Raw genomic sequence first — 22,477 nt, 5'->3', positions numbered from 1 at the left:
CCATAACCACCAGGCGAGACGCGAACGCGGTTCGGGCTCCTCAGGCCTCGCCCTCGACCCGCAGCACGCTCGTCACCGACCGGACGATGTCCAGCCCGTGCAGCTCCCCCACCGTGGCGGCGAGCGCGGCGTCCGGCGCCACGTGGGTGACGATGACCAGCTCGGCGTCGTCGCCGGAGCCGGGACGACCACCGCCCGCCGAGCCCTGCCGGACGGTGGCGATGGACACGTCGTGCCGGGCGAACACCCCGGCCACGGAGGCCAGCACACCGGGACGGTCGGCCACGTCGAGGCTGATGTGGTAGCGGGTCAGCGCCTCCCCCATCGGCCGCACCGCCAGGTCGGCGTACGCGGACTCGCTGGCCGCACGCACCCCGGCCAGCCGGTTGCGGGCCACCGCCACCACGTCGCCGAGCACGGCGCTGGCCGTCGGCGCGCCGCCCGCACCCCGGCCGTAGAACATGAGCTGCCCGGCCGCCTCGGCCTCGACGAAGACGGCGTTGAACGCGTCGCCGACGCTGGCCAGCGGGTGGGTCAGCGGGATCATCGCGGGGTGCACCCGGACGCTGACCGTCTCCGCCCCGGTGCTGTCCCGGCCCCGGGCGGCGATGCACAACAGCTTGATCGTGCAGCCCATCGCCTTGGCGCTGGCCACGTCGGCGGCGGTGACCTCGGTGATCCCCTCGCGGTGCACGTCCGCGGCGGTGATCCGGGTGTGGAACGCCAGCGAGGCGAGGATGGCCGCCTTGGCCGCCGCGTCGAAGCCCTCCACGTCGGCCGTCGGGTCGGCCTCCGCGTAGCCCAGCGCGGTGGCCTCCTCCAGCGCCTCGGCGAAGCCGGCCCCGGTGGCGTCCATCGCGGAGAGGATGAAGTTGGTGGTGCCGTTCACGATGCCGGTGACCCGGTTGACCCGGTCGCCGTGCAGCGAGTCGCGCAGCGGGCGCAACAGCGGGATCGCCCCGGCCACCGACGCCTCGTAGTAGAGGTCCGCCCTGCCCTCGGCCGCCGCGTCGTGCAGCGCCGCGCCGTCCTCGGCGAGCAGCGCCTTGTTGGCGGTGACCACGCTCTTGCCGGCCCGCAGCGCCTCGACCAGCCAGCCCCGGGCCGGCTCGATCCCGCCGACCACCTCGACCACCACGTCGACGTCGTCGCGCTTGACCAGGCCGAGCGCGTCGGTGGTGAACAGCGCCTCGTCGACCGGCAGGCCGCCGCGGTCCCGGCCGAGCCGGCGGACGGCGATCCCGACGATTTCCAGGGGCGCCCCGATCCGGGCGGCGAGGTCGGCCGACTGCTCGTGCAGCAGCCGTACCACCTCGCTGCCGACCGTTCCGCAGCCGAGCAGCGCCAAGCGAACAGGTGAGGTCATCCGACATCCAATGCGAGCAGGTCCTCTTCCGTCTCCCGCCGGACGATCAGGCGGGCCCGGCCGTCGCGCACCGCGACCACCGGGGGCCGGGGCACGTGGTTGTAGTTGCTGGCCATGCTCCGGCAGTAGGCCCCCGTGCCGGGCACCGCGACAAGATCTCCCGGTTGCACGTCGGCGGGCAGGAATTCATCCTTCACCACGATGTCCCCGGACTCACAGTGCTTTCCCACCACGCGGGCGAGCAGCGGCTGCGCGGTCGAGGCCCGGGAGGCCAGCGTGGCCGAGTACGACGCGTCGTAGAGGGCCGTGCGGATGTTGTCGCTCATCCCCCCGTCCACGCTCACGTACGTCCGGATCCCGTCGACGTCCTTGACCGTGCCGACCTCGTAGAGCGTGAACACGGCGGGGCCGACGATCGCCCGGCCCGGCTCGATGGACAGGTGCGGCACGGCCAGCCGCTCGGCCGCGCACTCGCCGTCGACGATCTTGCGAAGCCGCTTGGCCAACTCCTGCGGTGCGGACGGGTCGTCCTGGGTGGTGTACGCGATGCCGAAGCCGCCGCCCAGGTCCAGCTCGGGCAGCTCGACCCCCCGGGCGTCGCGGATCTGTGCCTGAAGGGCGAGCACCCGCCGGGCGGAGACCTCGAAGCCGTTGGCGTCGAAGATCTGCGAGCCGATGTGCGAGTGCAGGCCGCGCAGGTCGAGCACGTCCTCGTCGAGGACCTTGAACGCGGCCGTGGCGGCGGCCCCGCCCGCGAGGGAGAAGCCGAACTTCTGGTCCTCGTGGGCGGTGGCGATGAACTCGTGGGTGTGCGCCTCCACGCCCACGGTGACCCGGATCAGCACGCCGGGGCGCACCCCGCGCTCCCGGGCCAGCGCGGTGAGCCGGTCGATCTCGGTGAACGAGTCGAGGACGATCCGCCCCACGCCCGCGTCCAGGGCCCGGGTCAGCTCGGCCACGGACTTGTTGTTGCCGTGGAAGCCGATCCGCTCCGGTGGCATCCCGGCGGACAGCGCGGTGGCCAGCTCGCCCCCGGTGCAGACGTCGAGGTGCAGGCCCTCCTCGGCGATCATCCGCACCACGGCCCGGCAGAGGAACGCCTTGCCCGCGTAGTAGACGTCGGCGTCGGCGAAGGCGGCCCGGAAGTCCCGGCAGCGCGAGCGCAGGTCGTCCTCGTCGAGGACGTACACCGGGGTGCCGAACTCGGCCGCGATCTCGCGGACGCCGAGCCCACCGACGGCGAGCGCGCCGTCGGCGGCCCGGGTCGCGGTGCGCGGCCAGAGCTGCGGCACCAGGGCGTTGACGTCGGCCGGGGTACGCAGCCAGGCCGGCCCCCGGTTGCCGATGTCGCTGTGCAGCGCACCGGCCTCATGAGCCCGCATCAGCAGTCTCCACTTCGCGACTGCGGGGCTCGCACGCTCACTCCTCGCGCTCGCACGCGATCACATCCTTTCGGGCGCGGAGACGCCGAGCAGGTACAGCCCGTTGGCGATCACCGTGCGGGTGGCGTCGTTGAGCCAGAGCCGGGCCCGGTGCAGGTCGGTGATCTCCTCGTCGCCGCGCGGCAGGATCCGGCAGTTGTCGTAGAACCGGTGGTACGCCCCGGCCAGCCCCTCCAGGTACCGGGCCACCCGGTGCGGTTCGCGCAGTTCGGCGGCGGAGGCGACCACGGCGGGGAACTCGGCGAGCGCCTTGAGCAGCTCGTTCTCCTTCTCGTGGGCGAGCAGCTCGGGGCGGAACGCGTCGGCGTCGCCCCGGGTCAGCCCCACCTCGGCGGCGTTACGGCCCACGCTGGCCGTGCGGGCCGCCACGTACTGCACGTAGTAGACCGGGTTGTCCCGGGTGGCCCGGGTCCACAGCTCGACGTCGATGTCGATCGGCGAGTCGCTGGAGTAGCGGGCCAGCGCGTACCGGGAGGCGTCGATGCCGATCGCGTCGACCAGGTCCTCCAGGGTGACCACGGTGCCGGCGCGCTTGCTCATCCGCACCGGCGCGCCGTCGCGGACCAGGTTGACGAGTTGGCCGATCAGGATCTCCAGGTTGGTGTCCGGGTCGTCGCCGAAGCAGGCGGCCATCGCCTTCATCCGGCCGATGTAGCCGTGGTGGTCGGCGCCCAGCATGATCACGATGCGGTCGAAGCCGCGCTCGCGCTTGTCCAGGTAGTACGCGCAGTCGGCGGCGAAGTAGGTCCACTCACCGTTGGACTTGCGCAGCACCCGGTCCTTGTCGTCGCCGAAGTCCGTGGTGCGCAGCCAGACGGCCCCGTCGGTCTCGAAGACGTGACCCTGCTCACGTAGCCGGGCGAGGGCCTGGTCCAGCTTGCCCTGGTCGTGCAGGTCCTTCTCGTTGAAGTAGGTGTCGAACTCCACCCCGAACTCGCGCAGCGAGGACTTGATCTCGACGAACATGAGCTGCACGCCCTCGACCCGGTACACCTCCTGGGCGGCGGCGTCGTCCAGGTCCAGCACGTCGGGCCGGCGGTTGCGCACCTCGGTGGCGATCTCGGCGATGTACGCGCCGCCGTAGCCGTCCTCCGGGGCGGGCTCGCCCTTCGCGGCGGCGAGCAGGGACCGGGCGAACCGGTCGATCTGGGAGCCGGCGTCGTTGAAGTAGTACTCCGTGCCGACCTCGGCGCCGGCGGCGCGCAGCAGCCGGCTGAGCGCGTCGCCGACGGCGGCCCAGCGGACCCCGCCGATGTGCACCGGGCCGGTCGGGTTGGACGAGACGAACTCCAGGTTGAGCCGTTGGCCGGCGAGCGCGTCGCCGCGCCCGTACGCCGGGCCGGCCTCGACGATCGACCGGGCGAGCTGACCGGCGGCGGCCGCGTCGAGCCGGATGTTGAGGAAGCCCGGTCCGGCGATCTCCACCGACTTGACCCCGGGGGCCCGGCCGAGCTGCTCGGCCAGCTCGGCGGCCAGTTCCCGCGGGGGCACGCCCACCTTCTTGCTCAGCTGGAGGGCGAGCGTCGAGGCGTAGTCGCCGTGCTCGGGATTGCGCGGTCGCTCGACGACGGTGCGCTCCGGAAGCGCCGCGCGGTCCAGGCCTCGGTCGGCGAGGACGGCGTGGGCTGCGGAGAGGACGGCGGCGGCGAGTTCTGCGGGAGTCACCGAACCATGTTATCGGGGGTAGACTCGGGCACTCGGCGGCGACCCTGCGCGTGATATCCGGCCCGCCACCCACCCTGACCGACCGACCTGACGAGGCACGATGAGCATCAGCACCCCGGGCGGCCCAGAGCGCCGTCCGACCGTGGTCACCACCGGCAAGAAGCCGGCGGCGGGCCGGCCCGCGTCCGGCGCCAAGCCCGGGGCCGGCAAGTCGACGGGCGACAGCCCACGCCCCACGGCTGGCGGCAAGGGCAAGGGCCCCCGCAAGCCGATCGCCCCGGTGAAGGTCAGCCAGGGCCGGTCCTGGGGGCCGATCGCGCTGTTCGTCGCGGTCGGCGTGCTCGCCGTGGCGATCATCGGCTACGGCGCGTGGGCCTCGTTCGAGGGCTCGAAGTCGTGGGAGAAGCGGGCCGCCGACATCAGTGGCATCGTCAACTTCCGCGACAAGGACCCGGAGCTGGTGAAGGGCAGCAACCACCAGGCGGGCTCGATCAAGTACGCGCAGTCCCCGCCGGTGGCCGGCCCCCACAACGCGACCTGGCAGAACTGCATGGGCGACGTCTACGAGGCCCCGATCGCCAACGAGCACGCGGTGCACAGCCTGGAGCACGGCGCGGTGTGGATCACCTACCGCCCCGACCTGCCCGCCGACCAGGTGGCGAAGCTCAAGGACAAGGTCCAGGGCCAGGAGAAGCTGATGCTCAGCCCGTACGAGGGGCTGGACAAGCCGATCTCCCTCCAGACCTGGGGATACCAGCTCAAGGTCGACAACGCCGACGACAGCCGGATCGACGAGTTCGTCAAGACGCTGCGGGTGAACGCCTCGATCGAGGGCCCGACCGCCAACTGCGGGCAGCCGGGCATCACGGCCACCGGCACCACGCCGCGTGACGGCACCCCGATGCCCACCCAGTGATCCGGACAGCGAGGACGAGAACCCGATGACCGCACCCACGACGACAGACCGCGACCTGGCTGACGGCCCGGTGGACGACGGCGGCCGGCCGCCCGTGCGCCGGTTCGGCGTCCTGGTGGTCGCCGCCGCCGTCGTGGTCGGCCTCCTCCTCGGGTACGCGGGCGGCCTGCTCACGCCGAAGCTCACCCGGCCGGGCGACGCCTCGGCCGAGGCGGGCTTCGCCCGGGACATGACCGGCCACCATGCCCAGGCGGTGGAGATGGGGCTGATCGCGTTCCGGCAGGGCACCGACCCCGAGGTGGTCAGCATCGGCGGCGACATCGCCACCGGCCAGCAGGGCGAGATCGGCACCATGCAGACGTGGCTGCGCTCCTGGGGCCTCGACCCGACCGGGTCGCAGCCCCGGATGGCGTGGATGCCGGACGGCGAGGACACGGTGCGCGACGGGCTGATGCCGGGGATGGCCACCCCGGAGGAGCTGGCGAAGCTGCGCGCCGCCCAGGGCCGGGAGCTGGACGTCCTGTTCCTGGAACTGATGATCGATCATCACACCGGCGGCGTCCACATGATCGACGGCATCCTCGACGTGAGCGACGAGTCCGACGTGGTGCGTACCGCCCGGACCATGAAGAACACCCAGCAGACGGACCTGACCAACCTCAGGGCCGCCCTCGCCCGACTCAAGGGCTGAGGAGTCCTCGACGACCCGGAAGGCCCGCGCCACCGCCCGCCCGGCGGTCGGCGCGGGCCTTCCGTCTGCCACCGGCACCCGCACCCCGACGGCCACATGTCCGATTAGCCGCTTTGGCGGCAGGACACCCGATTGCTGCATTTGATGGACTTTTCTACCCACATATCGTGACCAGTTGCGATTCGGGCTCGTTGCGCAGGACGTGGGGGTTGCACTCAGAGACGCAGGGCGCTCGGTCACCAGCTGGTGCCGGCGCCACACCATCGGCGGTGACGGAACGGTGGCAGCCGTCCGTCGCGGACAGCGGCAGGGCGAGCCGGGAACGCTCAGCCGCGAACAGGAGCTGGAACTGATCGATGTCCTGCGGGGCGTCCACCCCGACGAGTTCGGCCTGGACGAGGAGCTGTGGACACGGCAGAGCCTCACCACGCTCATCCAGCGCCGCTTCGACCCGGCGATGGACGTCGGCGCCGTCGGGGCGTACCTGCGGGCCTGGGGGTTGGGGCCGCGCGAGCCGCGCGAGCGCGCCTGCGGCCTCTGCGTCAGCGCGGTCGAGCGCTGGGTGCGCCTGGAGTACCCGGCGATCGCCCGGGCCGCCCAGGAGCACCTGGCCGAGGTCTACTGGCTCGGCCGGGTACGGCTGCGCGGGACAATGCCGGCGGCCGACGTGGTCTCCGCCGTCTCGTCCCGGGGCCGGGTCCGGTTCATGGTGACCACCCCGTCGGTCGACCCGCCGCTGCCCCGGGACTTCGTGCTGCGGCTCAGCGGGGCCGAGGAGCGGCCCGTGCACCTCATCGTCGACGGCTCCTGGCCGAGGAACGAGTGGCCGCGCCGGCTGCCCCGGCGGATCGCGCTGCGCCCGCTGCCGAGCTGCGGACGCGCGGTCGCGGCCTGAAGCCGCAGGCGGCCCCGGCGGGGCGGTGCCAACGCAGCCCCCGACAGGGCCGGCACCGCCCCGTCGACACGAAGTCGCTCACCGGGTACCGATTCGGCGATCGGCGGGGCCATTTGCTAGTCTTCACCAGTCGCTGAGCCCCCGTAGCTCAGGGGATAGAGCACCGCCCTCCGGAGGCGGTGGCGCAGGTTCGAATCCTGCCGGGGGCACACTTGCCAGGAAATATCTGACCAGCACAGAAAGGCCGCCGACCAGGGCAAACCCGGTCAGCGGCCTTCATCGTGTGTCCGGCCGTCAACGGCCCCTGGCGGGTGCCGAAGTGGCGCCGAAGTTCCGGCGCGGGTCAGTCGCGACTACCCGGCCCGTTCGGCTGCCTGGATCGGCGGGACCGGCGCCCACTGGCGCACAAGCACCCGCAGCGGGGGCAACAGCGGCGAGTGCGTCGCGGTCGCCGGCGACCGGGCAGTCGCCGCCGCCGGCTCGCGGAACCGCTCCGGCACCGGCCGCACCAGTAGGTTCGCCACGAAGCAAGGACAGGACCGGCCCCACCTCACCTTCGCCACCACCACCTTGGTCCACCTTCGTAAGGGCCAACAAGACGACGCGCTGAGGGCCGCCCCACATCGACAGTGCCCCCGGTTCATCGGCCGGAGGCACCGTCGTCGAGGCTGGCGTGGTCCACAAGATCCTTCAAACAACAAGGGGTCGGGATCTATCCCTCGATCCTCTCCAGCGACCACACCGAGCCGATTACGAAACTCGATGGCGGGGTTAATCGCCGGATGACCACTTTAGCGGCAGCACTCACACCATCTACTAGACGTACTTCCACAAAGCAAGATCTATCGCCGGAGACGCAGACGTCGACGGCGACGGCGACGGCGACGGCGCTGGGGACGACGACGAAGTTGCTCCCGGGCAGGTTTTCAGGATGACGATCGCTCCGGCCGACGGGTTATCCCCGTAGATAGTGAGACACCAGGGGCCGCCTGCCAAGTTGCTCAAGAGCCTTCCGTCGTTGTTAAGGGTCCATTGTTGATTCTGCAAGCCGTGGCACCCCCAGTTGACGACGGAAACTCCGTCGGCGGCTGTACCGCCGTAGACGTCGACGCATCTGGTGTTGTCGGCTTGGCTCACAAGAGTGCTACTTTCACCGGCAATTGTCCACAAGTTATTTTCGACCGCAGGGTCGCATGGCATGACGACCAACGGGGCGCCATCGTACGCGTTACCGTTATAGAGCGTCAGGCACATATTGGTGTCTGGGTTCTGCAGCTGATGGTAGCTAGCCTGGATAGTTGTCCTGCCGTTCGGATCGGCAATGTCCGGTTGCGCCGTCGCTCCGGCGGTTGGCCACACCAGCAGGCTCACGGCGAGAATAACCGCCCCAAAGCCTGCTGCGAAGACGCGGCTGCCGCGGTGGGAGTGAATCATGCATTCATCCATTCGTAGAGGTAAATGTCTTCCACAAGTATCCAAGCGGGAGCGAGGGGTTGCAATAGCTGGTCGGATGTTGTCGTCCTCAATCCTGCGCAATCGGGCACGATCAAACGCTTGCGTGCGCGTTCAGTACGCCGGCACGAAACGATCATCACTCAAACGAGGACGCAGCCGCCGGGCTCGATCCACTGGTGCGGCAGTGAGGTGATCTCAACGAGGTCTGCAACGCCGATGGGGAGGCCTCCACGCGATCGCCCGTTCCGCCAGGCTCGACGTCCCCAGCGAACTCACACAGCACGTGGCGCGGCTGCTTCGCGCCGAGCGGTCGGCACCCGATCGAGGACACGAGCGTTGACCTGCTCTTGCGTGACCCTCCCGGCCCACTCCTCCGCCATCACAACGCGAGGCAGCCGCGCGCGGCCGGCGACGCTGTCCTCACCAGTGGCGACGACGCTCTGGTAGCGATTGCAAGGAATCAACCACCCGTCCAGCCAGGTTGACGATTTCCTGCGAAATCGCCGGGAATCTGCTGGAGAACCGTTGGTCAGGCGGTTGGGGCCGTGCCAAACTCCCCGGCATTCCAAGCGAGCCCGCCGGAAGGGAACAGACCATGCCATCGTTGCCAGCTCAGGACCATGCCCGTCTCTCGATGGACCGACGCCGGTTGCTCGGCCTGGGCGTCGGCACGGTCACCGCGGCGGCCACCGGCGCGATGGTCGGCGGGTCGCCCGCGGCGGCCGGCTCGCCCGTGCACGGCGGGCCGGGCAGGCAGTGGTCGTCGGGGTTCGCCCTGCTGGGCGACACGCAGATCGACGTGGATCTTCCTGAGCGGACCGAGGGGGTGCGCTGGGTGTACCAGCAGATCGCCGCGGCGAACGCGCCGATCGTCTGCCACGTCGGAGACCTCGTCGAACATGGCTCGGTGGCCGAGTACGACACCTATCTGGGCACCATCCCGGCGGCGCTGCGGCCCCGGATCCGGCACGTCCCGGGCAACCACGACTGGCGGTGGGACAGCACTGCCGGCGAGCGGTACGGATCGCTGTTCGGGCCGAAGCGGTACTCGTTCGACTTCGACGGCCTGCACTTCGTGGCGCTGGACCCGAGCCACCTGCTCCAGGAGCCGGGCGGGTTCGGCGAGTCCGGCATCGAGTGGCTGACCCGCGACCTGGACAAGGTCGCGCCCGGGGTGCCGATCGTGCTGCTGTGCCACTTCCCGTTCGGCGGCGACAACTACTACGTCTCCGACCAGGAGCGGCTGCTGAAGCTGCTCGACCGCTACAACGTGCGGGCCATGTTCGCCGGGCACGTGCACGAGGAGCAGGTACAGCGGTTCAACGGGGTGACCCAGCTGGCGGTCGACGACACCCGTGGCGCGCCCATCTACTACTGGGTGCAGCGCGCGGTCGGGGCCGACGGCCCGGTGCTGAAGGTGGCGGCCGTGCGGCGGGCCGCCGACGGCAGTGCCGAGTCCCGGCCGGTGCTGGACATTCCGCTCGCCGGCCCGCGGATCGCCGCGGAGCAGCGGCCCCAGGCTGTCTCGCTCGACCCGGCCGGCGCCGCGCTGGCCGTGTCGGTACGGCTCTCCCCGCACGTTCGGGCCGCCAACGTCCAGGCCAAGCTCTACCCGCAGCACACCTACGGGCTCAAGGACGCCGGACCCTGGCGGAATCTCTCCCCCGACTCCGCCGGCCGCCGCTACACCGGCGGCCTGGACATCACCACCCTGCCACCCGGCGAGCACCGGATGACCGTACGGGTCACCGACCCCGACGGCGCCTGGCACGAGCAGACCCGCGCCTTCGCTCTCCCCGACGCCGGCCGGCGACTGCGCTGGACTGACCAGCTCGGCGCACCGGTGCAGGCCGGCCTGGCCGCCCGGGACGATCTGCTGGTCGCCGCGACCACGGGCGGGACCGTCATCGGCGCCCGGCCCACCCGTCGCGGGCTGCAACGACGCTGGCAGACCCGGATCGGCCCGGTGCACGGCCGGCCGGCGTTCGCCCCCGACGGTGGGACCGTCTACGTACCCTCCGACGACCACCGCCTCTACGCCCTCGACCCGGCCACCGGCCGCCGCCGGTTCGCCCACGACGCCGGTGCCCCGGTGCTCGGCAGCCCGCTGGTGACCACGGTCGACGGCCGTACCCTGGTCGTCCTCTCCGCCGGCCAGACCCGGCAGGCCCTCGACGCGCGTTCGGGTGAGACGGTGTGGACCGTGGCCGGACAGGGCATGTTCGCCGGGCGCGCGGCCAGCGACGGTGCCCGGGTGTACGCCGGTGCCGGGGACGGAAACGTCTACGCCCACGACGCCCGAACCGGTGCCGCGCTGTGGTCGTTCTCCACCACCACCCGCGCCACCGCCTACAGCCGCCTCATCTACGGCCCCTGGGCGGACACCCTGGAGGTGCTCTCCAACGGCCTGCTCCTGGTGTCCACCGTGACCAACGCGTTCGCGCTCGACCCCGCCACCGGCGAGGCCCGCTGGTCGATGGCCGGCTCCTACATCTACGCGCCCAAGCTGCTGCTCGACAACGGCGACGTGCTCATGTTCGACGACGGCGGTCGCACCGCCTCCCGGGTGGACCCGGCCACCGGCCAGGCCCGGTGGACCACCGGCCTCGGCGCCCGCCCGGTCAACACCGGCGCGGCGATCCACGGCAACGTCGCGTGGACCCCGACCACCACCGGCCTGCTGGTCGGCCTCGACCTCACCACGGGGTCGGTCCGGGCCCGGCTCCAGCTCACCACCACCGCGAACTGCTACAGCCCGCCGGTCGTCATCGGCGACATGCTCCTCGTCGGCGACCAGGACGGCCTGCTGCACGGCATCGCCGTGGACTGACCATCCGGTGACGCGTCGCCCGCCCCGCCGGTCAACGGGGGCGGGCGGCGGGGCCGGGACCAGGACCGGCTCCTCGGCCCGCCGGGCGCGGGGGCGGCGCTCACCCCTCGGGCACGGCCTGCACCCCGGCGATCGGGGGTGCCCCGGCCCGGCTCCGCGCTGCTCATCACCCCACCCTCCCGGCCCGGCCGCCCGGCGGGGCAACCGGAACCGGGATGCGGGCGCCCTACGCCGAAGGCGGGGCGTACGGGTTCCTGCCGGCCCGGACCGCGTCGAGCAGCGCGGCGGTCCGCGCCTTGACCGCCGTGTACGGGCCGGCGCCGTAGCTGATCCGGGCCGCGCCGAGCCGGGCCAACTCCGCCAGGCTCGGGGCGCCCGGCCTGAAGACCAGGTTCACCGGGGCGTCCGCGCCGGCCACGAACTCCGCGATCTGCTCCGGGTCGCCCAGGAAGATCGGGTAGACGCAGTCCGCCCCGGCGGCCCGGTAGCGCCGGGCCCGGCGGACCGCCTCGGCGGTACGCCCGGCCGGATCGCCGGCCTCACGCAGGTACAGGTCGATCCGGGCGTTGAGCACCAGCGGCACCCCGGCCGCGTCGGCCGCGGCCCGGACGGCGGCGAGCAGGTCGGCCTGCTCCTCGGCGTCGTACAGCGCCCCGGTGCGCGGGTCGGAGTCCTCCAGGTTGCAGCCGACCGCGCCCACGGCGAGCATCCGCTCGACCAGCTCGGCCGGGCTCAGACCGTACCCCCGCTCCAGGTCGGCGGTGACCGGGACCGGCACGGCGCGGGCGATTCGGGCGACGGCGGCGAACATCTCGTCGACCGGGGTGGCCTCGCCGTCGGCGTACCCGAGGGACTCGGCGACCGCGGCGCTGCTGGTGGCGACGACGGGGAAGCCGGCCGCGGCGACGGCCCGGGCGGAACCGGCGTCCCAGGCGTTGGGCAGGACCAGCGGGTCGCCGGCCTTGTGTAGGGCACGCAGCGCGTCCGCGCGCTCGGCGGGAGTCGATGAGTTTTCGGTCATCACCGCATCATCGCAGCCATCGGGGCGACGGCTGTTCTTCGAAAGAGCCGTGTCTCGTCGCCCGCGCCGTACCCGGATCCGATCCGGCACCGGTGTCGGATGGTACGAACGGGTACCGGGAACCCCGGAACGGCGGGCTGTGGCGAATGCCACCCGACTTCTCTGACCGATCGGTCAGGGCCTGACCGATCGGTCAGGCATGCTGGTGGGCGGGGGGTGGGCGACATGGCTCGGGTGGTATCGGAGACGCACGCCGAGATTCTCGCCGCGGCGGCGCGGAGATTCGCCGTCACCGGATACAAGGGCACCTCGTTGCAGGACATCGCCCGCGAGGTGGGCGTCTCCAAGGCCACCGTGCTCTACCACTTCGCCAACAAGGAGGCCCTGCTCAGCGAGCTGATGGCCCCGGCGATCACGGCGCTGCACGAGCTGGACGACCGGTTCGCCGGGCTGGCCGGCCCGGATGCCCAGCGGGTCGCCGGCGAGGGCTTCGTGAACCTCGCGGTGCGCTTCCGGCGGCAGATCGCGCTGCTCCGCGGGGAGTTCCCCGAGCTGCTCCAGCAGCCGGAGTTCGCGCACGTACACCAGATCTCCGAGCGGCTGATCGCGGCGCTCGCCGGCCACTCGACGCGCCCGGCGAACCGGATCGCGGCGCTGGTCGTCCTCGCCGGGATCGCCGAGACGTGCGGCGAGTTCGGCGACGTCGCCGACGACGAGTTGCGCGACGCCCTGCTCGGCCTGGTCCGGCGGGCACTGGCACCTCCCGACTGACCCCACCACCGTCCAGCTCACCAACGACCGAGAAAAAGGATCTGATGGCGACCCTGTTGTACCGGCTCGGCCGAGCCTCGCTGCGCCGCCGACGGCTCGTCGCCGTCGTCTGGCTCGTCGTGCTCGTCGGCCTCGGCCTCGCCGCGGCGACGCTGCGCGGCCCGACAACGAGCAACTTCACCATGCCCGGCACCGAGTCGCAGCAGGCGATCGACCTGCTCAGCGAGCGGTTCCCGGAGGCCAGCGGGGCCACCGGCACCATCGCCGTGAAGGCTCCGGCGGACGGCCAGCTCGCCACGCCCGAGGGGCAGGCCCTGGTCAAGCAGGTGACCCAGGAGGCGGCCACCCTGCCCGGTGTGGTCGGGGCGGTCGACCCGTACCAGGCCCAGGCGATCACCCCGGACGGCCGGTACGCGCTGATCCAGGTGCAGTTCGCCGGCCGCGCGGACGACGTCACCGACGCCCAGCGCGACGCGTACGAGAAGGTGGGCGCGCAGGCCGAGGCGCAGGGCTGGCAGATCGCCCCGGGCGGCGAGGTGCTGGGCGGCGAGCCGGAGATCGGCTCGACCGAGGCGCTGGGCGTGCTGGTGGCGGCGGTCGTCCTGGTCATCACGTTCGGCTCGCTGGTCGCGGCCGGAATGACCATGCTCAACGCGCTGATCGGCGTCGGCGTCGGCATGGCCGGTCTGTTCGCGCTCAGCAGCGTCATCGAGCTGACCAGCACCGCGCCGATCCTCGCCCTGATGCTCGGCCTGGCGGTCGGCATCGACTACTCGCTGTTCATCACCTCCCGGCACCGGCAGAACCTGATGGAGGGGCTGTCCCCCGAGGAGGCCGTCGGCCGGGCGGTCGGCACCGCCGGCTCGGCGGTGGTCTTCGCCGGCGCCACCGTGGTCATCGCGCTGGCCGGCCTCGCGGTGGTGCGGATCCCGTTCCTGACCGTGATGGGCCTGGCCGCCGCCGGCACGGTGACCATCGCCGTGCTGGTCGCGATCACCCTCGCCCCGGCCCTGCTCGGCTTCGCCGGCACCCGGGTGCTGCCCCGCAAGCTGCGCAAGGCCGAGGCGGCGGCCAACGGCGCGGACCCGACCGGGACCCCCGAGGCGGCGGCCGCGGCGGAGGACCGGTCCGGCTTCGGGTTCCGCTGGGCACGCCTGGTCACCCGGCTGCGCGTACCGGTGATCCTGGTCGCCCTGCTCGGCCTGGGTCTGCTCGCGCTGCCCGCCCCCGACATGCGGCTGGCCCTGCCGGACGCCAGCACCGCCGCGGCCGGCTCGCCGGCCCGGGTGAACAACGAGCTGATCCGGGAGGGCTTCGGGCCGGGCTTCACCGGCCGGCTCGCGGTCCTCGTCACGTCGGACTCGCCGGAGGCCACGGCCGCCGCCGCACCGCAGGTCGCGCAGCTCGTCCAGCAGACGGACGGGGTGCTCGCGGTGGCCCCGGCGCAGACCGACCGGACCGGGCGCACCGCGCTGATCGGGGTCATCCCCAAGAGCGGTCCGACCGACGAGGCCACCGAGAGCCTGGTGCACGACATCCGCCAGCGGGTTTCCGGCGTCACCGGCGCGGACGTGCTGCTGACCGGCGCGACCGCGATCGGCATCGACGTGTCGGAGAAGCTCTCCGACGCGCTGCCGGTCTACCTGGTGCTCGTCGTCGGCCTGTCGATCCTGCTGCTGATGCTGGTGTTCCGGTCGATCCTGGTACCGGTCAAGGCCGCCCTGGGCTTCCTGCTCACGGTCGCCGCGACGTTCGGCATCACCGTCGCGATCTTCCAGCAGGGGCACCTGGCCGATCTGGTCGGCCTGGACACCCCGGGCCCGCTGGTCAGCTTCCTGCCGATCCTGCTCATCGGCATCCTGTTCGGCCTGGCCATGGACTACGAGGTCTTCCTGGTCTCCCGGATGCGCGAGGACTTCGTGCACGGCGACACCGCGCAGCAGGCCACCGTCAACGGCATGGGACACGGCGCCCGGGTGGTCACGGCCGCCGCGCTGATCATGATGGCGGTGTTCGGCGGCTTCGTCTTCCTCGACGACCCGATCATCAAGTCGATGGGCTTCGCGCTGGCCATCGGCGTGGCCATCGACGCCTTCGTGGTCCGGATGACCATCGTCCCGGCGGTGATGTCGCTGCTCGGCAAGGCGGCCTGGTGGATCCCCCGCTGGCTCGACCGGCTGCTGCCCAACGTGGACATCGAGGGCGAGGGGCTGCGCGCCCACCTCGCCGAGAAGAAGCCGGCCGACGCCTGACCGGTCCGGCCCCGGGCCCCGCACCGCCGCTGACCCGGCGGGGCGGGGCCCGTCCGGCTCAGACCCCCGCCGGGTACGTCTCCATCTCCCCGAACGAGGTGAGCGCGGGCAACGGGTGCAGCGCGGTGGTGTCGTCGCACCAGACGAAGGCGTCGTAGCGCTCGCCCAGCCGGGTCGGCACGTAGTTGCCCCAGGACTCGAAGGTCGGGTCGTAGACCACGCCGATCGCCCGGTGGTCGTGCTCCTCGGTGACCCAGCCGGGCTGGTCCGGGCCGCCGAAGATCAGCACCGCGCGCTCCGGCAACAGCTCGTGCAGCCGCCGCTCGACCGAACCGGGCCGGGCCGGCGGCACCACCATCGCCTCGGCGGGCGACCCCCACCGGGGAGCCGCCACCGTCGTCCCCCGGTAGCTGCCGAAGCCGACCAGCACCACGTCGTCCGCCCCGTGCCGCTCCCGGGCCAACTGGCCGATGTTGACCAGCCCGTCGGCGGCCATGCCGGTGGCCCGGGCGTCGCCGACGTGGGTGTTGTGCGCCCAGACGACACCCCGGGCGTCCGGGCCGTGGAAGTCCAGCAGCCGGTCCAGGGTGTCCGCCATGTGGATGTCCCGCACGTTCCACGACTCCGGGCCGCCCGCCACCATCGCCCGGTAGTAGCGCTCCGCGCCGGCCACCACCTCCGCGTTCTGCCAGGCCGAGAAGCGGTCCGGGCCGTCCGAGGCGGCCCGTTCCCGGGTACGCGCCAGCAGCTTGACCACCTCCTCCTCGCAGCGGGCCGAGACGAACCGGCTCGCCGCGCCGTACTCCTCGACCCGCCGCCCGTACGGCTCGAAGCACCGGTACGCCTCCTGCGCGGCCTCCAGCGAGGTCGGGTCCTCCTCGCCCAGGTAGTCGAAGATCGCCTGCATGGACTCCCAGAGGCTGTAGACGTCCAGGCCGTGGAAGCCGGCCCGCCGTGGGACCGGCTGCTCCAGGTTCCACGCCCGCAGCCAGCGGCAGAACCGGGCCACCTCGGCGTTGGCCCACATCCACGTCGGCCAGCGCTCGAAACGCTCCAGGGCGACCTGCGGGTCGGCGAGGCCGTCCGGGGCGGCCGTGACCGACCGGTGCACCCGCTCGCAGTCGGGCCAGTCCCCCTCCACGGCGACGAAGGAGAAGCCCCGCTCGGCGATGAGCCGCCGGGTGAGCTGCTCGCGTAGCCGGTAGTAGTCGTGGGTGCCGTGCGTCGCCTCGCCGATCATCACGATCCGGGCGTCCCGGATCCGCTCCAGCAACGGATCGAAGTCGCTCGGCGCGCCGAGCCGCTGTACCAGCATGTCCGCGGCTACCCGGCCCGGTTCGGGGCAAACCGACCGCCGGCGGGGCCCGCCCTCTCCGCCGGGCCCCGCCCCCTCCGCGCGGCGCGGCGCGGACCACCCGGGCATGTCCTGCCGGGCAGCGGGTAGTGGGCTGGTATGGCGGTCAGTGGAACGGAGTTGCAGGAGTACCTGGCCGGGCTCGACTACCCGGCTTCCCGGGAGGACCTGGTCCGTTGGGGGCAGGAGAACGGCGCCAGCACGGAGGTGTTGCAGATGCTCCGCGCACTGCCGGCTGAGGAGTTCAGCTCTCCGACCGAGCTGAGTCAGGCGCTGAGCGGTCTCGCCTGACAAACGAGCCGCCGCCCGAAGCTGATGGGTGCCGCTCGGCCCGGGGCGGTGCCGGCGCAGCGAGGCCCCGAGCGGCCCGCCGACTCAGCCCGGGAGTGCGACGGTGCGGCCCTCGGCACGGGCGGTCTCGGCGGCGTCGAGGACGGCCACCACCTCCCGGCCGAACCGGACGTCGCAACGGTGGTCCCGGGCACCGGCGTCGATCTCCTCGACGAGTTGGTCGATCGCGGTGGAGAGCGCGGTCAGCGCATTGCCGTCCCCGGGCGGGACTTCCAGCGCGCCGTTCTCCCCGAAGAAGACGAAGTCGCGGGTGGCGGCCTCGGGCGGCGCGTCGAGGGTGAGCGACACCGTGCTGGTCGCCCCGCCGTCGTGGGTGAGCAGCAGGTGGACCAGGCCGCTCGGGCCGTCGATGGCCGTGACCCGGGTCACCCGGCCGAGCACCGGCAGGATGATCGACAGGGCGTGCGGGCCGATGTCCCACAGCGCGCCCCGGTCCCGCCGCCACTGCGACGCGCCGTACGGGTTGCCGGGCTGGAAGATGGACGTGAACATCGTCGCCCGGGCGTGCTGCCAGCCCCCGGCCGCCGCGGTCGAGGCGAGGAAGCCGGTCACGTTCGGGTGGAACCGCTGGGTGAAGAACACCACGGAGGCGACGCCGGCCTGCCCGACCGCGGCGACCACCCGGTCGGCGTCGGCGAGGGTGAGCGCCAGCGGCTTGTCCAGCAGCAGGTGCCGACCGGCCGTGGCGGCTCGGACGGCGATGTCGGCCTGCACGTCCGGGGGCAGCGCCACGGTGACCGCGTCGCAGGCGTCGATCAGCGCGTCGACCTCGGTGAAGACGGGCACCCCGTGCCGCCGCGCCAGCTCCGCCGCCTTGTCGGGGTTGCGGCCCCAGACCCCGGCCAGCTCGGCGCGGGGGTGCGCGCCGATCGCCGCCGCATGCGTCTCCGCGGCCCAGTGGCCGGTGCCGAACAAGCCGAACCGCAGCACGTGTACTCCCGGTGTCGTCGCCGACCACGGCGGTCCCGTGGCCGTGATCCACGCTAGTCGCCCGGCCGATCCGACGCAGCCGACGGGGCCGGACCGGACCAGGTCAGGCCCGCGGACCGGGACGGCCAGACCGCTGGACCCGACCCGGACAGGCCGACGGCGGGCGTGGCGGCGGGCCGGGCCGGGGTGAGTACTACACCGGTTAGTAGGCTGTCCCGGTGACCGAGACTCCGACTCCGGTGCCGTCGATGACCAGCATGGCCGCGGCCGGCTCGCCGGTGGACGGGATCCTCGCGACGGCGACGATCGTGCTGTCGCTCGTACTCGCGGTGTGGGCGCTGGTGGCGGCGATGCGCAACCGGTCGCCGGACCGGGTGCAGTTCGTCGGCCTGGCCGTGCTGGAACTGGGCCTGCTCGCGCTGACGGTGGCGGCGCTGGTCGCGCTCGGCGGCGGCGAGCGGCCGGGCGAGCCCGGCGCGTTCTTCGGTTACGTGGTGACGCTGGTCTTCCTGCCGCCGCTGGCCTGGGTGCTGGCCCGGATGGAGCCGACCCGGTGGGGGTCGGCGATCATCTGCGCGATCTGCCTGGTGACCCCGGTCGTGGTGGTCCGGCTCCAACAGACCTGGGAGGCGCTCGGTGGTTGAGACGGAGACACCCCGGCTGGCCACCAACTCCGGGCCGGGCCGGTTGCTGATCGCCGTGTACCTGCTGTTCGCCATCGCCGCGACCTCCCGGGCGGGGTTGCAGATCGCCACGAAGTTCGACGAGGCGCCGGTGGCGTACCTGCTCTCGGCGCTGGCCGCGCTGATCTACATCGTGGCCGCGGTGGGGCTGGCCCGGGCCGGCCACGCGGGCCGGTGGGTCGCGCTGGCCTGCTGCTCCGTGGAGCTGGTCGGGGTGCTCGGCGTCGGCGTCCTCAGCCTGGTCGACGCCGAACTGTTCCCGGACGAGACCGTCTGGTCCCAGTTCGGCAGCGGCTACGGCTACATCCCACTGGTGCTCCCGGTGCTCGGCCTGTTCTGGCTCTGGCACACCCGCCCCCACCCCCGCTGACCCACCCCCACCCCCGCGCAATTTCACGGAAGGAGTGGGCACGGGACGCGAAATGGCCACTCCTTCCGTGAAAGAGCGGCCATTCGTGGGTGCGGGTGGGGAGGGTTAGGCCCTTGGGCCGCCGGCTACGTAGATGACCTGGCCGGAGACGAAGGATGCGCCCTCGCTGGCCAGGAACGAGATGGTGTGGGCCACGTCCTCCGGGCGGCCCACCCGGCGGACCGGGATCTCCGACTCGGTGTGCTTCTGGAGCGCCTCGAAGTCCACCTTCATCCGGGCGGCGGTCGCGGCGGTCATGTCGGTGACGATGAACCCGGGGGCGACCGCGTTGACGGTGATCCCGAACGGGCCCAGCTCGATGGCGAGGGTCTTGGTGAAGCCCTGCATGCCCGCCTTCGCGGCCGCGTAGTTGGCCTGGCCCCGGTTGCCCAGCGCCGAGGTGCTGGACAGGTTGACGATCCGCCCCCACTTCCGCTCGACCATGTGCTTCTGGGCGGCCTGGCTGAACAGGAACGCGCCGCGCAGGTGCACGCCCAGGACGGTGTCCCAGTCGGTGTCGGTCATCTTGAACAGCAGGTTGTCCCGGAGCACCCCCGCGTTGTTGACCAGCACCGTCGGCGCGCCCAACTCGGTGGCGACCCGCCCGACGGCCACCTCGACCTGGTCCCGGACGGAGACGTCCGCGCCGACGCCGAGGGCCCGTCCGCCGGCCGCGACGATCGCGTCCACGGTGTCCCTGGTGGCCGACTCCTCGATGTCGACCACGGCGACGGCCAGTCCGTCGGCGGCCAGCCGGCGGGCGGTGGCCGCCCCGATCCCCCGCGCGGCCCCGGTGACGATCGCGACCCGCTGCTCCTCGGACATGCCTACCTCCCGGTAACTTACGGCGACCACCGGAGCCTAGCCCACCCCCGGGGTCAGTAGGCGGCCCCACGACAGAGGCGGATCCAGCGGTAGCCGTACCCGGCGAGCTTGAGCGAGTCGAGCTTGCCCACCTCGCCGTAGCTGCGGTCGGCGAGGACGTCCGTCGGCAGGTCCGCCTCGTCGGCGAGCGTGCCGAGGTCGACCTCGACGTCGTCGGTGCCGAGGTTGTGCAGGAAGACCATGGTCCCGGTCGGGCCGTCGGCGCGGTGGGCGAGCACCCCGTGCGGCGTCGGCACGTCGATGTGGGTGGTCGAGCCGGAGCCGATCTCCGGCGCCTCGCGCAGCGTCCGGATCATCCGCTCGAACCAGGACAGCAGTGACTTGTGGTCGCCGCGCTGGGCGGTGACGTTGACCTTCTCGTACGAGAAGTCGCCCTTGTCGATCACCGGGCGGACCAGCTTCTCCGGGTCGGCCGTGGAGAAGCCGGCGTTCGGCTTGTACGACCACTGCATCGGGGTACGGATCGCCTCCCGGCCGGGCAGCGAGAGGTCCTCGCCCATCCCGATCTCCTCGCCGTAGCGCAGCACCGGCGTGCCGCGCAGCGAGAACTGGAGCGCGTACGCCAGCTCGACGCGCCGCCGGTCGTTGCCGAGCATCGGGGCGAGCCTGCGGCGGATGCCCCGGTCGTAGATCCGCATGTCCTCGTCGGGGCCGAACTCGGCGTACACCTGGTTGCGCTGCTCGGTGGTGAGCCGGGACAGGTCGATCTCGTCGTGGTTGCGCAGGAAGGTGGCCCACTGCCCGCCGGTGGGCAGGATCGGGGTGTCCCGCAGCGCCTCGATCACCGGCTCCGGGTCCTGACGGGCCAGTGCGAGCACGAGCCGGCCGTTGAGCATGAAGTCGAAGAGCATGTGGATCCGGTTTCCGGAGCCGCTGCCGTCGCCGAAGAAGGTGGGGAGCTGGTCGGGCTCCACGTTGGCCTCGGCGAGCAGGACGGCGTCGCCGCGCCGCCACTGGACGTGCTGGCGCAGCTCGGTGAGGTACTCGAAGTCCTTCGGCGAGTTCGGGTTCCCCGGCTCGGTCAGCTCGATGATGAACGGCACCGCGTCCATCCGGAACCCGGAGACGCCGAGCTGGAGCCAGAACGAGACGATCTTCTTGACCTCGGCGCGGACCTGGGGGTTGTTGAAGTTCAGGTCGGGTTGGTACTTGTAGAACCGGTGGTAGTACCAGGCCTTGGCGGTCCGGTCGTAGCTCCACGTCTCCTTCTGCTCGCCCGGGAAGACCATGCCCTGGTGCCGGTCGTCCGGCTCGTGGTCGGACCAGACGAACCAGTCCCGGTACGGCGAGTCGGGCGAGGACCGGGCGGACTGGAACCACGGGTGCTCGTCCGAGGTGTGGTTGACCACCAGGTCGATGATCACCCGGATGCCCCGGTTCTGCGCCTGGTGCAGCAGCTCGGCGAAGTCACCGAGGGTGCCGAAGCGGGGGTCCACGTTGTAGAAGTCGGTGACGTCGTAGCCGTCGTCCTTGTTCGGCGACGGGTGGATCGGGTGCAGCCACAGGCAGGTCACCCCCAGCCGGGCCAGGTAGTCGAGCCGGCCGATGAGGCCACGGATGTCGCCGACCCCGTCACCGTCGGAGTCCGCGTACGTGTCAATGTCAAGGCAGTAGACGACCGCCTCGGAGTACCACCTGTCACCCATGCCGACGTACCTTCTCCGATTCCGGCTCCCGGCAAACGCGAACGGATTCCGGCTCACGGAGAACGCGAACGCCGCCCGCCTCGGGGCTGGTCCGCGCCGGGGTTGGTCCGCGCCGGGGCCGGGTCGGCGGACCCCCGATCACCGGCAGGTGTGATCGCCTCCGAACTGGGTATCACCTTCCGATCCCCCCGGCGGCCCGCGGAAGGACAACCATGGCCCTCGCCCAGAACGTCGATCCGTCGCAGTTCACCGGGCTGACCGGGTGGGTGGCCAGTGTGATCGACTCGCTCGGCGCGGTCGGGGTGGCCGCGCTGGTCGCCCTGGAGAGCATCATCCCGCCGATCCCGAGCGAGATCGTGCTGGCCATGGCGGGCTACCTCGCGGCCGAGGGCCGGTTCAACCTCGTCCTCATCGTGGTTGCCGCGACGGTCGGCTCGGTGGTCGGCGCGCTGGTGCTCTACTGGCTCGGCGCGGCCGTCGGCGAGGACCGGCTCAAGCGATGGCTGGACCACATCCCACTGGTCGACCGGGACGATCTGGAGAAGGCCGACCGATGGTTCGAGCGGCACGGCCGGTGGGCCGTGCTGATCGGCCGGGTGGTGCCGGTGGTGCGCAGCCTGGTCTCCATCCCCGCCGGGGCGAACCGGATGCCGCTGGTCGAGTTCGTCCTGCTGACCACGCTGGGCAGCGGGGTGTGGAACGCGCTGATCGTCGGCGCCGGCTTCGCACTCGGGTCGCGCTGGGAGGAAGTGGACCAGTACAGCAGCTGGTTCAACTACGCGATCTTCGCCGTCTTCGGCGTGATGATCCTGAGCTGGGCGGTGAAGAAGGTGCGCCGCCGCCGCGCGCGGCGCGACCGGCAGTCGATGACCACCGGCCGCTGACCGCACGCCCGCCCGGCCGTGCCGGGGCGGT

20 protein-coding genes and 1 tRNA gene are annotated in these 22,477 nt (G+C 72.1%); 11 read left to right on the top strand and 10 right to left on the bottom strand.

Going from position 1 to position 22,477, the window contains the following annotated elements; genetic code table 11:
• Positions 1 to 40 precede the first annotated feature (40 nt).
• Genes ACFYZF_RS03995 through argS form a run of 3 tightly spaced genes read right to left on the bottom strand, consistent with a single transcriptional unit; the run spans position 41 to position 4,473 of the window.
• Positions 41 to 1,366 (bottom strand): homoserine dehydrogenase, encoded by a 1,326-nt coding sequence (locus ACFYZF_RS03995; protein WP_387015677.1) that lies wholly within the window; start codon positions 1,364 to 1,366, stop codon positions 41 to 43.
• Complete coding sequence (gene lysA, locus ACFYZF_RS03990; protein WP_387015674.1) at positions 1,363 to 2,748, bottom strand: diaminopimelate decarboxylase; 1,386 nt, start codon at positions 2,746 to 2,748, stop codon at positions 1,363 to 1,365. Before lysA ends, ACFYZF_RS03995 begins: the two co-directional genes overlap by 4 nt.
• Before the next feature lie 60 nt (positions 2,749 to 2,808).
• Positions 2,809 to 4,473, bottom strand: a complete 1,665-nt coding sequence (argS, locus tag ACFYZF_RS03985) for an arginine--tRNA ligase (protein WP_387015671.1) — start codon at positions 4,471 to 4,473, stop codon at positions 2,809 to 2,811.
• Between the two features lie 100 nt (positions 4,474 to 4,573).
• Here argS and ACFYZF_RS03980 point away from each other — a divergent pair, with 100 nt between their 5' ends.
• The 4 genes from ACFYZF_RS03980 (at position 4,574) to ACFYZF_RS03965 (ending at position 7,184) form a co-directional block, all read left to right on the top strand.
• Positions 4,574 to 5,389 carry a DUF3105 domain-containing protein gene (locus ACFYZF_RS03980; protein WP_387015668.1) on the top strand — a complete coding sequence of 272 codons (816 nt, stop codon included), beginning with the start codon at positions 4,574 to 4,576 and terminating at the stop codon, positions 5,387 to 5,389.
• Between the two features lie 25 nt (positions 5,390 to 5,414).
• On the top strand, positions 5,415 to 6,080 hold the full coding sequence (locus ACFYZF_RS03975; RefSeq protein WP_387015665.1) for a DUF305 domain-containing protein: 666 nt from the start codon (positions 5,415 to 5,417) through the stop codon (positions 6,078 to 6,080).
• 202 nt (positions 6,081 to 6,282) lie between these two features.
• Positions 6,283 to 6,975, top strand: a complete 693-nt coding sequence (locus ACFYZF_RS03970) for a winged helix-turn-helix domain-containing protein (RefSeq protein ID WP_387016064.1) — start codon at positions 6,283 to 6,285, stop codon at positions 6,973 to 6,975.
• Positions 6,976 to 7,112: 137 nt separating this feature from the next.
• Positions 7,113 to 7,184, top strand: a tRNA-Arg gene (locus ACFYZF_RS03965).
• A gap of 144 nt (positions 7,185 to 7,328) precedes the next feature.
• Here ACFYZF_RS03965 and ACFYZF_RS03960 read toward each other — a convergent pair.
• On the bottom strand, positions 7,329 to 7,499 hold the full coding sequence (locus ACFYZF_RS03960; RefSeq protein ID WP_387015663.1) for a hypothetical protein: 171 nt from the start codon (positions 7,497 to 7,499) through the stop codon (positions 7,329 to 7,331).
• Between the two features lie 292 nt (positions 7,500 to 7,791).
• A complete protein-coding gene (locus ACFYZF_RS03955) occupies positions 7,792 to 8,409 on the bottom strand; it encodes an RICIN domain-containing protein (protein WP_387015661.1) in 618 nt (205 codons plus the stop codon).
• A 655-nt stretch (positions 8,410 to 9,064) separates the two neighbouring features.
• Here ACFYZF_RS03955 and ACFYZF_RS03950 point away from each other — a divergent pair.
• Positions 9,065 to 11,260, top strand: a complete 2,196-nt coding sequence (locus ACFYZF_RS03950) for a PQQ-binding-like beta-propeller repeat protein (RefSeq protein ID WP_387015658.1) — start codon at positions 9,065 to 9,067, stop codon at positions 11,258 to 11,260.
• A 226-nt stretch (positions 11,261 to 11,486) separates the two neighbouring features.
• Here the strand turns inward: ACFYZF_RS03950 and ACFYZF_RS03945 are convergent, their stop codons facing one another.
• Positions 11,487 to 12,281, bottom strand: a complete 795-nt coding sequence (locus ACFYZF_RS03945) for an isocitrate lyase/phosphoenolpyruvate mutase family protein (RefSeq protein WP_387015655.1) — start codon at positions 12,279 to 12,281, stop codon at positions 11,487 to 11,489.
• A 225-nt stretch (positions 12,282 to 12,506) separates the two neighbouring features.
• On the opposite strand from ACFYZF_RS03945, the gene ACFYZF_RS03940 reads away from it, so the two are divergent.
• Entirely contained in the window at positions 12,507 to 13,052 is a 546-nt protein-coding gene (locus tag ACFYZF_RS03940) for a TetR/AcrR family transcriptional regulator (protein WP_387015653.1), read from the top strand.
• A gap of 44 nt (positions 13,053 to 13,096) precedes the next feature.
• On the top strand, positions 13,097 to 15,304 hold the full coding sequence (locus ACFYZF_RS03935) for an MMPL family transporter (protein ID WP_387015650.1): 2,208 nt from the start codon (positions 13,097 to 13,099) through the stop codon (positions 15,302 to 15,304).
• A 58-nt stretch (positions 15,305 to 15,362) separates the two neighbouring features.
• Here the strand turns inward: ACFYZF_RS03935 and ACFYZF_RS03930 are convergent, their stop codons facing one another.
• On the bottom strand, positions 15,363 to 16,619 hold the full coding sequence (locus tag ACFYZF_RS03930) for an erythromycin esterase family protein (RefSeq protein WP_387015647.1): 1,257 nt from the start codon (positions 16,617 to 16,619) through the stop codon (positions 15,363 to 15,365).
• 138 nt (positions 16,620 to 16,757) lie between these two features.
• Here ACFYZF_RS03930 and ACFYZF_RS03925 point away from each other — a divergent pair, with 138 nt between their 5' ends.
• On the top strand, positions 16,758 to 16,949 hold the full coding sequence (locus tag ACFYZF_RS03925; protein ID WP_387015644.1) for a DUF2795 domain-containing protein: 192 nt from the start codon (positions 16,758 to 16,760) through the stop codon (positions 16,947 to 16,949).
• 84 nt (positions 16,950 to 17,033) lie between these two features.
• On the opposite strand, the gene ACFYZF_RS03920 is transcribed toward ACFYZF_RS03925, so the two are convergent.
• A complete protein-coding gene (locus tag ACFYZF_RS03920) occupies positions 17,034 to 17,936 on the bottom strand; it encodes a Gfo/Idh/MocA family protein (protein WP_387016063.1) in 903 nt (300 codons plus the stop codon).
• A gap of 251 nt (positions 17,937 to 18,187) precedes the next feature.
• Here ACFYZF_RS03920 and ACFYZF_RS03915 point away from each other — a divergent pair, with 251 nt between their 5' ends.
• Entirely contained in the window at positions 18,188 to 18,583 is a 396-nt protein-coding gene (locus tag ACFYZF_RS03915; RefSeq protein WP_387016062.1) for a hypothetical protein, read from the top strand.
• Positions 18,576 to 18,992 (top strand): hypothetical protein, encoded by a 417-nt coding sequence (locus ACFYZF_RS03910; RefSeq protein WP_387015642.1) that lies wholly within the window; start codon positions 18,576 to 18,578, stop codon positions 18,990 to 18,992. The genes ACFYZF_RS03915 and ACFYZF_RS03910 overlap by 8 nt, the downstream gene beginning before the upstream one ends.
• Positions 18,993 to 19,097: 105 nt before the next feature.
• Here ACFYZF_RS03910 and fabG read toward each other — a convergent pair whose 3' ends face one another.
• A complete protein-coding gene (gene fabG, locus ACFYZF_RS03905; protein WP_387015639.1) occupies positions 19,098 to 19,856 on the bottom strand; it encodes a 3-oxoacyl-ACP reductase FabG in 759 nt (252 codons plus the stop codon).
• A 53-nt stretch (positions 19,857 to 19,909) separates the two neighbouring features.
• Complete coding sequence (locus ACFYZF_RS03900) at positions 19,910 to 21,562, bottom strand: alpha-amylase family protein (protein WP_387015636.1); 1,653 nt, start codon at positions 21,560 to 21,562, stop codon at positions 19,910 to 19,912.
• Between the two features lie 212 nt (positions 21,563 to 21,774).
• Between ACFYZF_RS03900 and ACFYZF_RS03895 the strand changes: the two genes are divergently transcribed.
• Positions 21,775 to 22,446, top strand: a complete 672-nt coding sequence (locus ACFYZF_RS03895; RefSeq protein ID WP_387015634.1) for a DedA family protein — start codon at positions 21,775 to 21,777, stop codon at positions 22,444 to 22,446.
• Positions 22,447 to 22,477: the final 31 nt, after the last annotated feature.

The organism is Micromonospora sp. NPDC001898 (assembly GCF_042891255.1).
Taxonomy (GTDB): Bacteria; Actinomycetota; Actinomycetes; order Mycobacteriales; family Micromonosporaceae; genus Micromonospora.
This window is presented reverse-complemented; position numbering and strand designations above follow the sequence as displayed.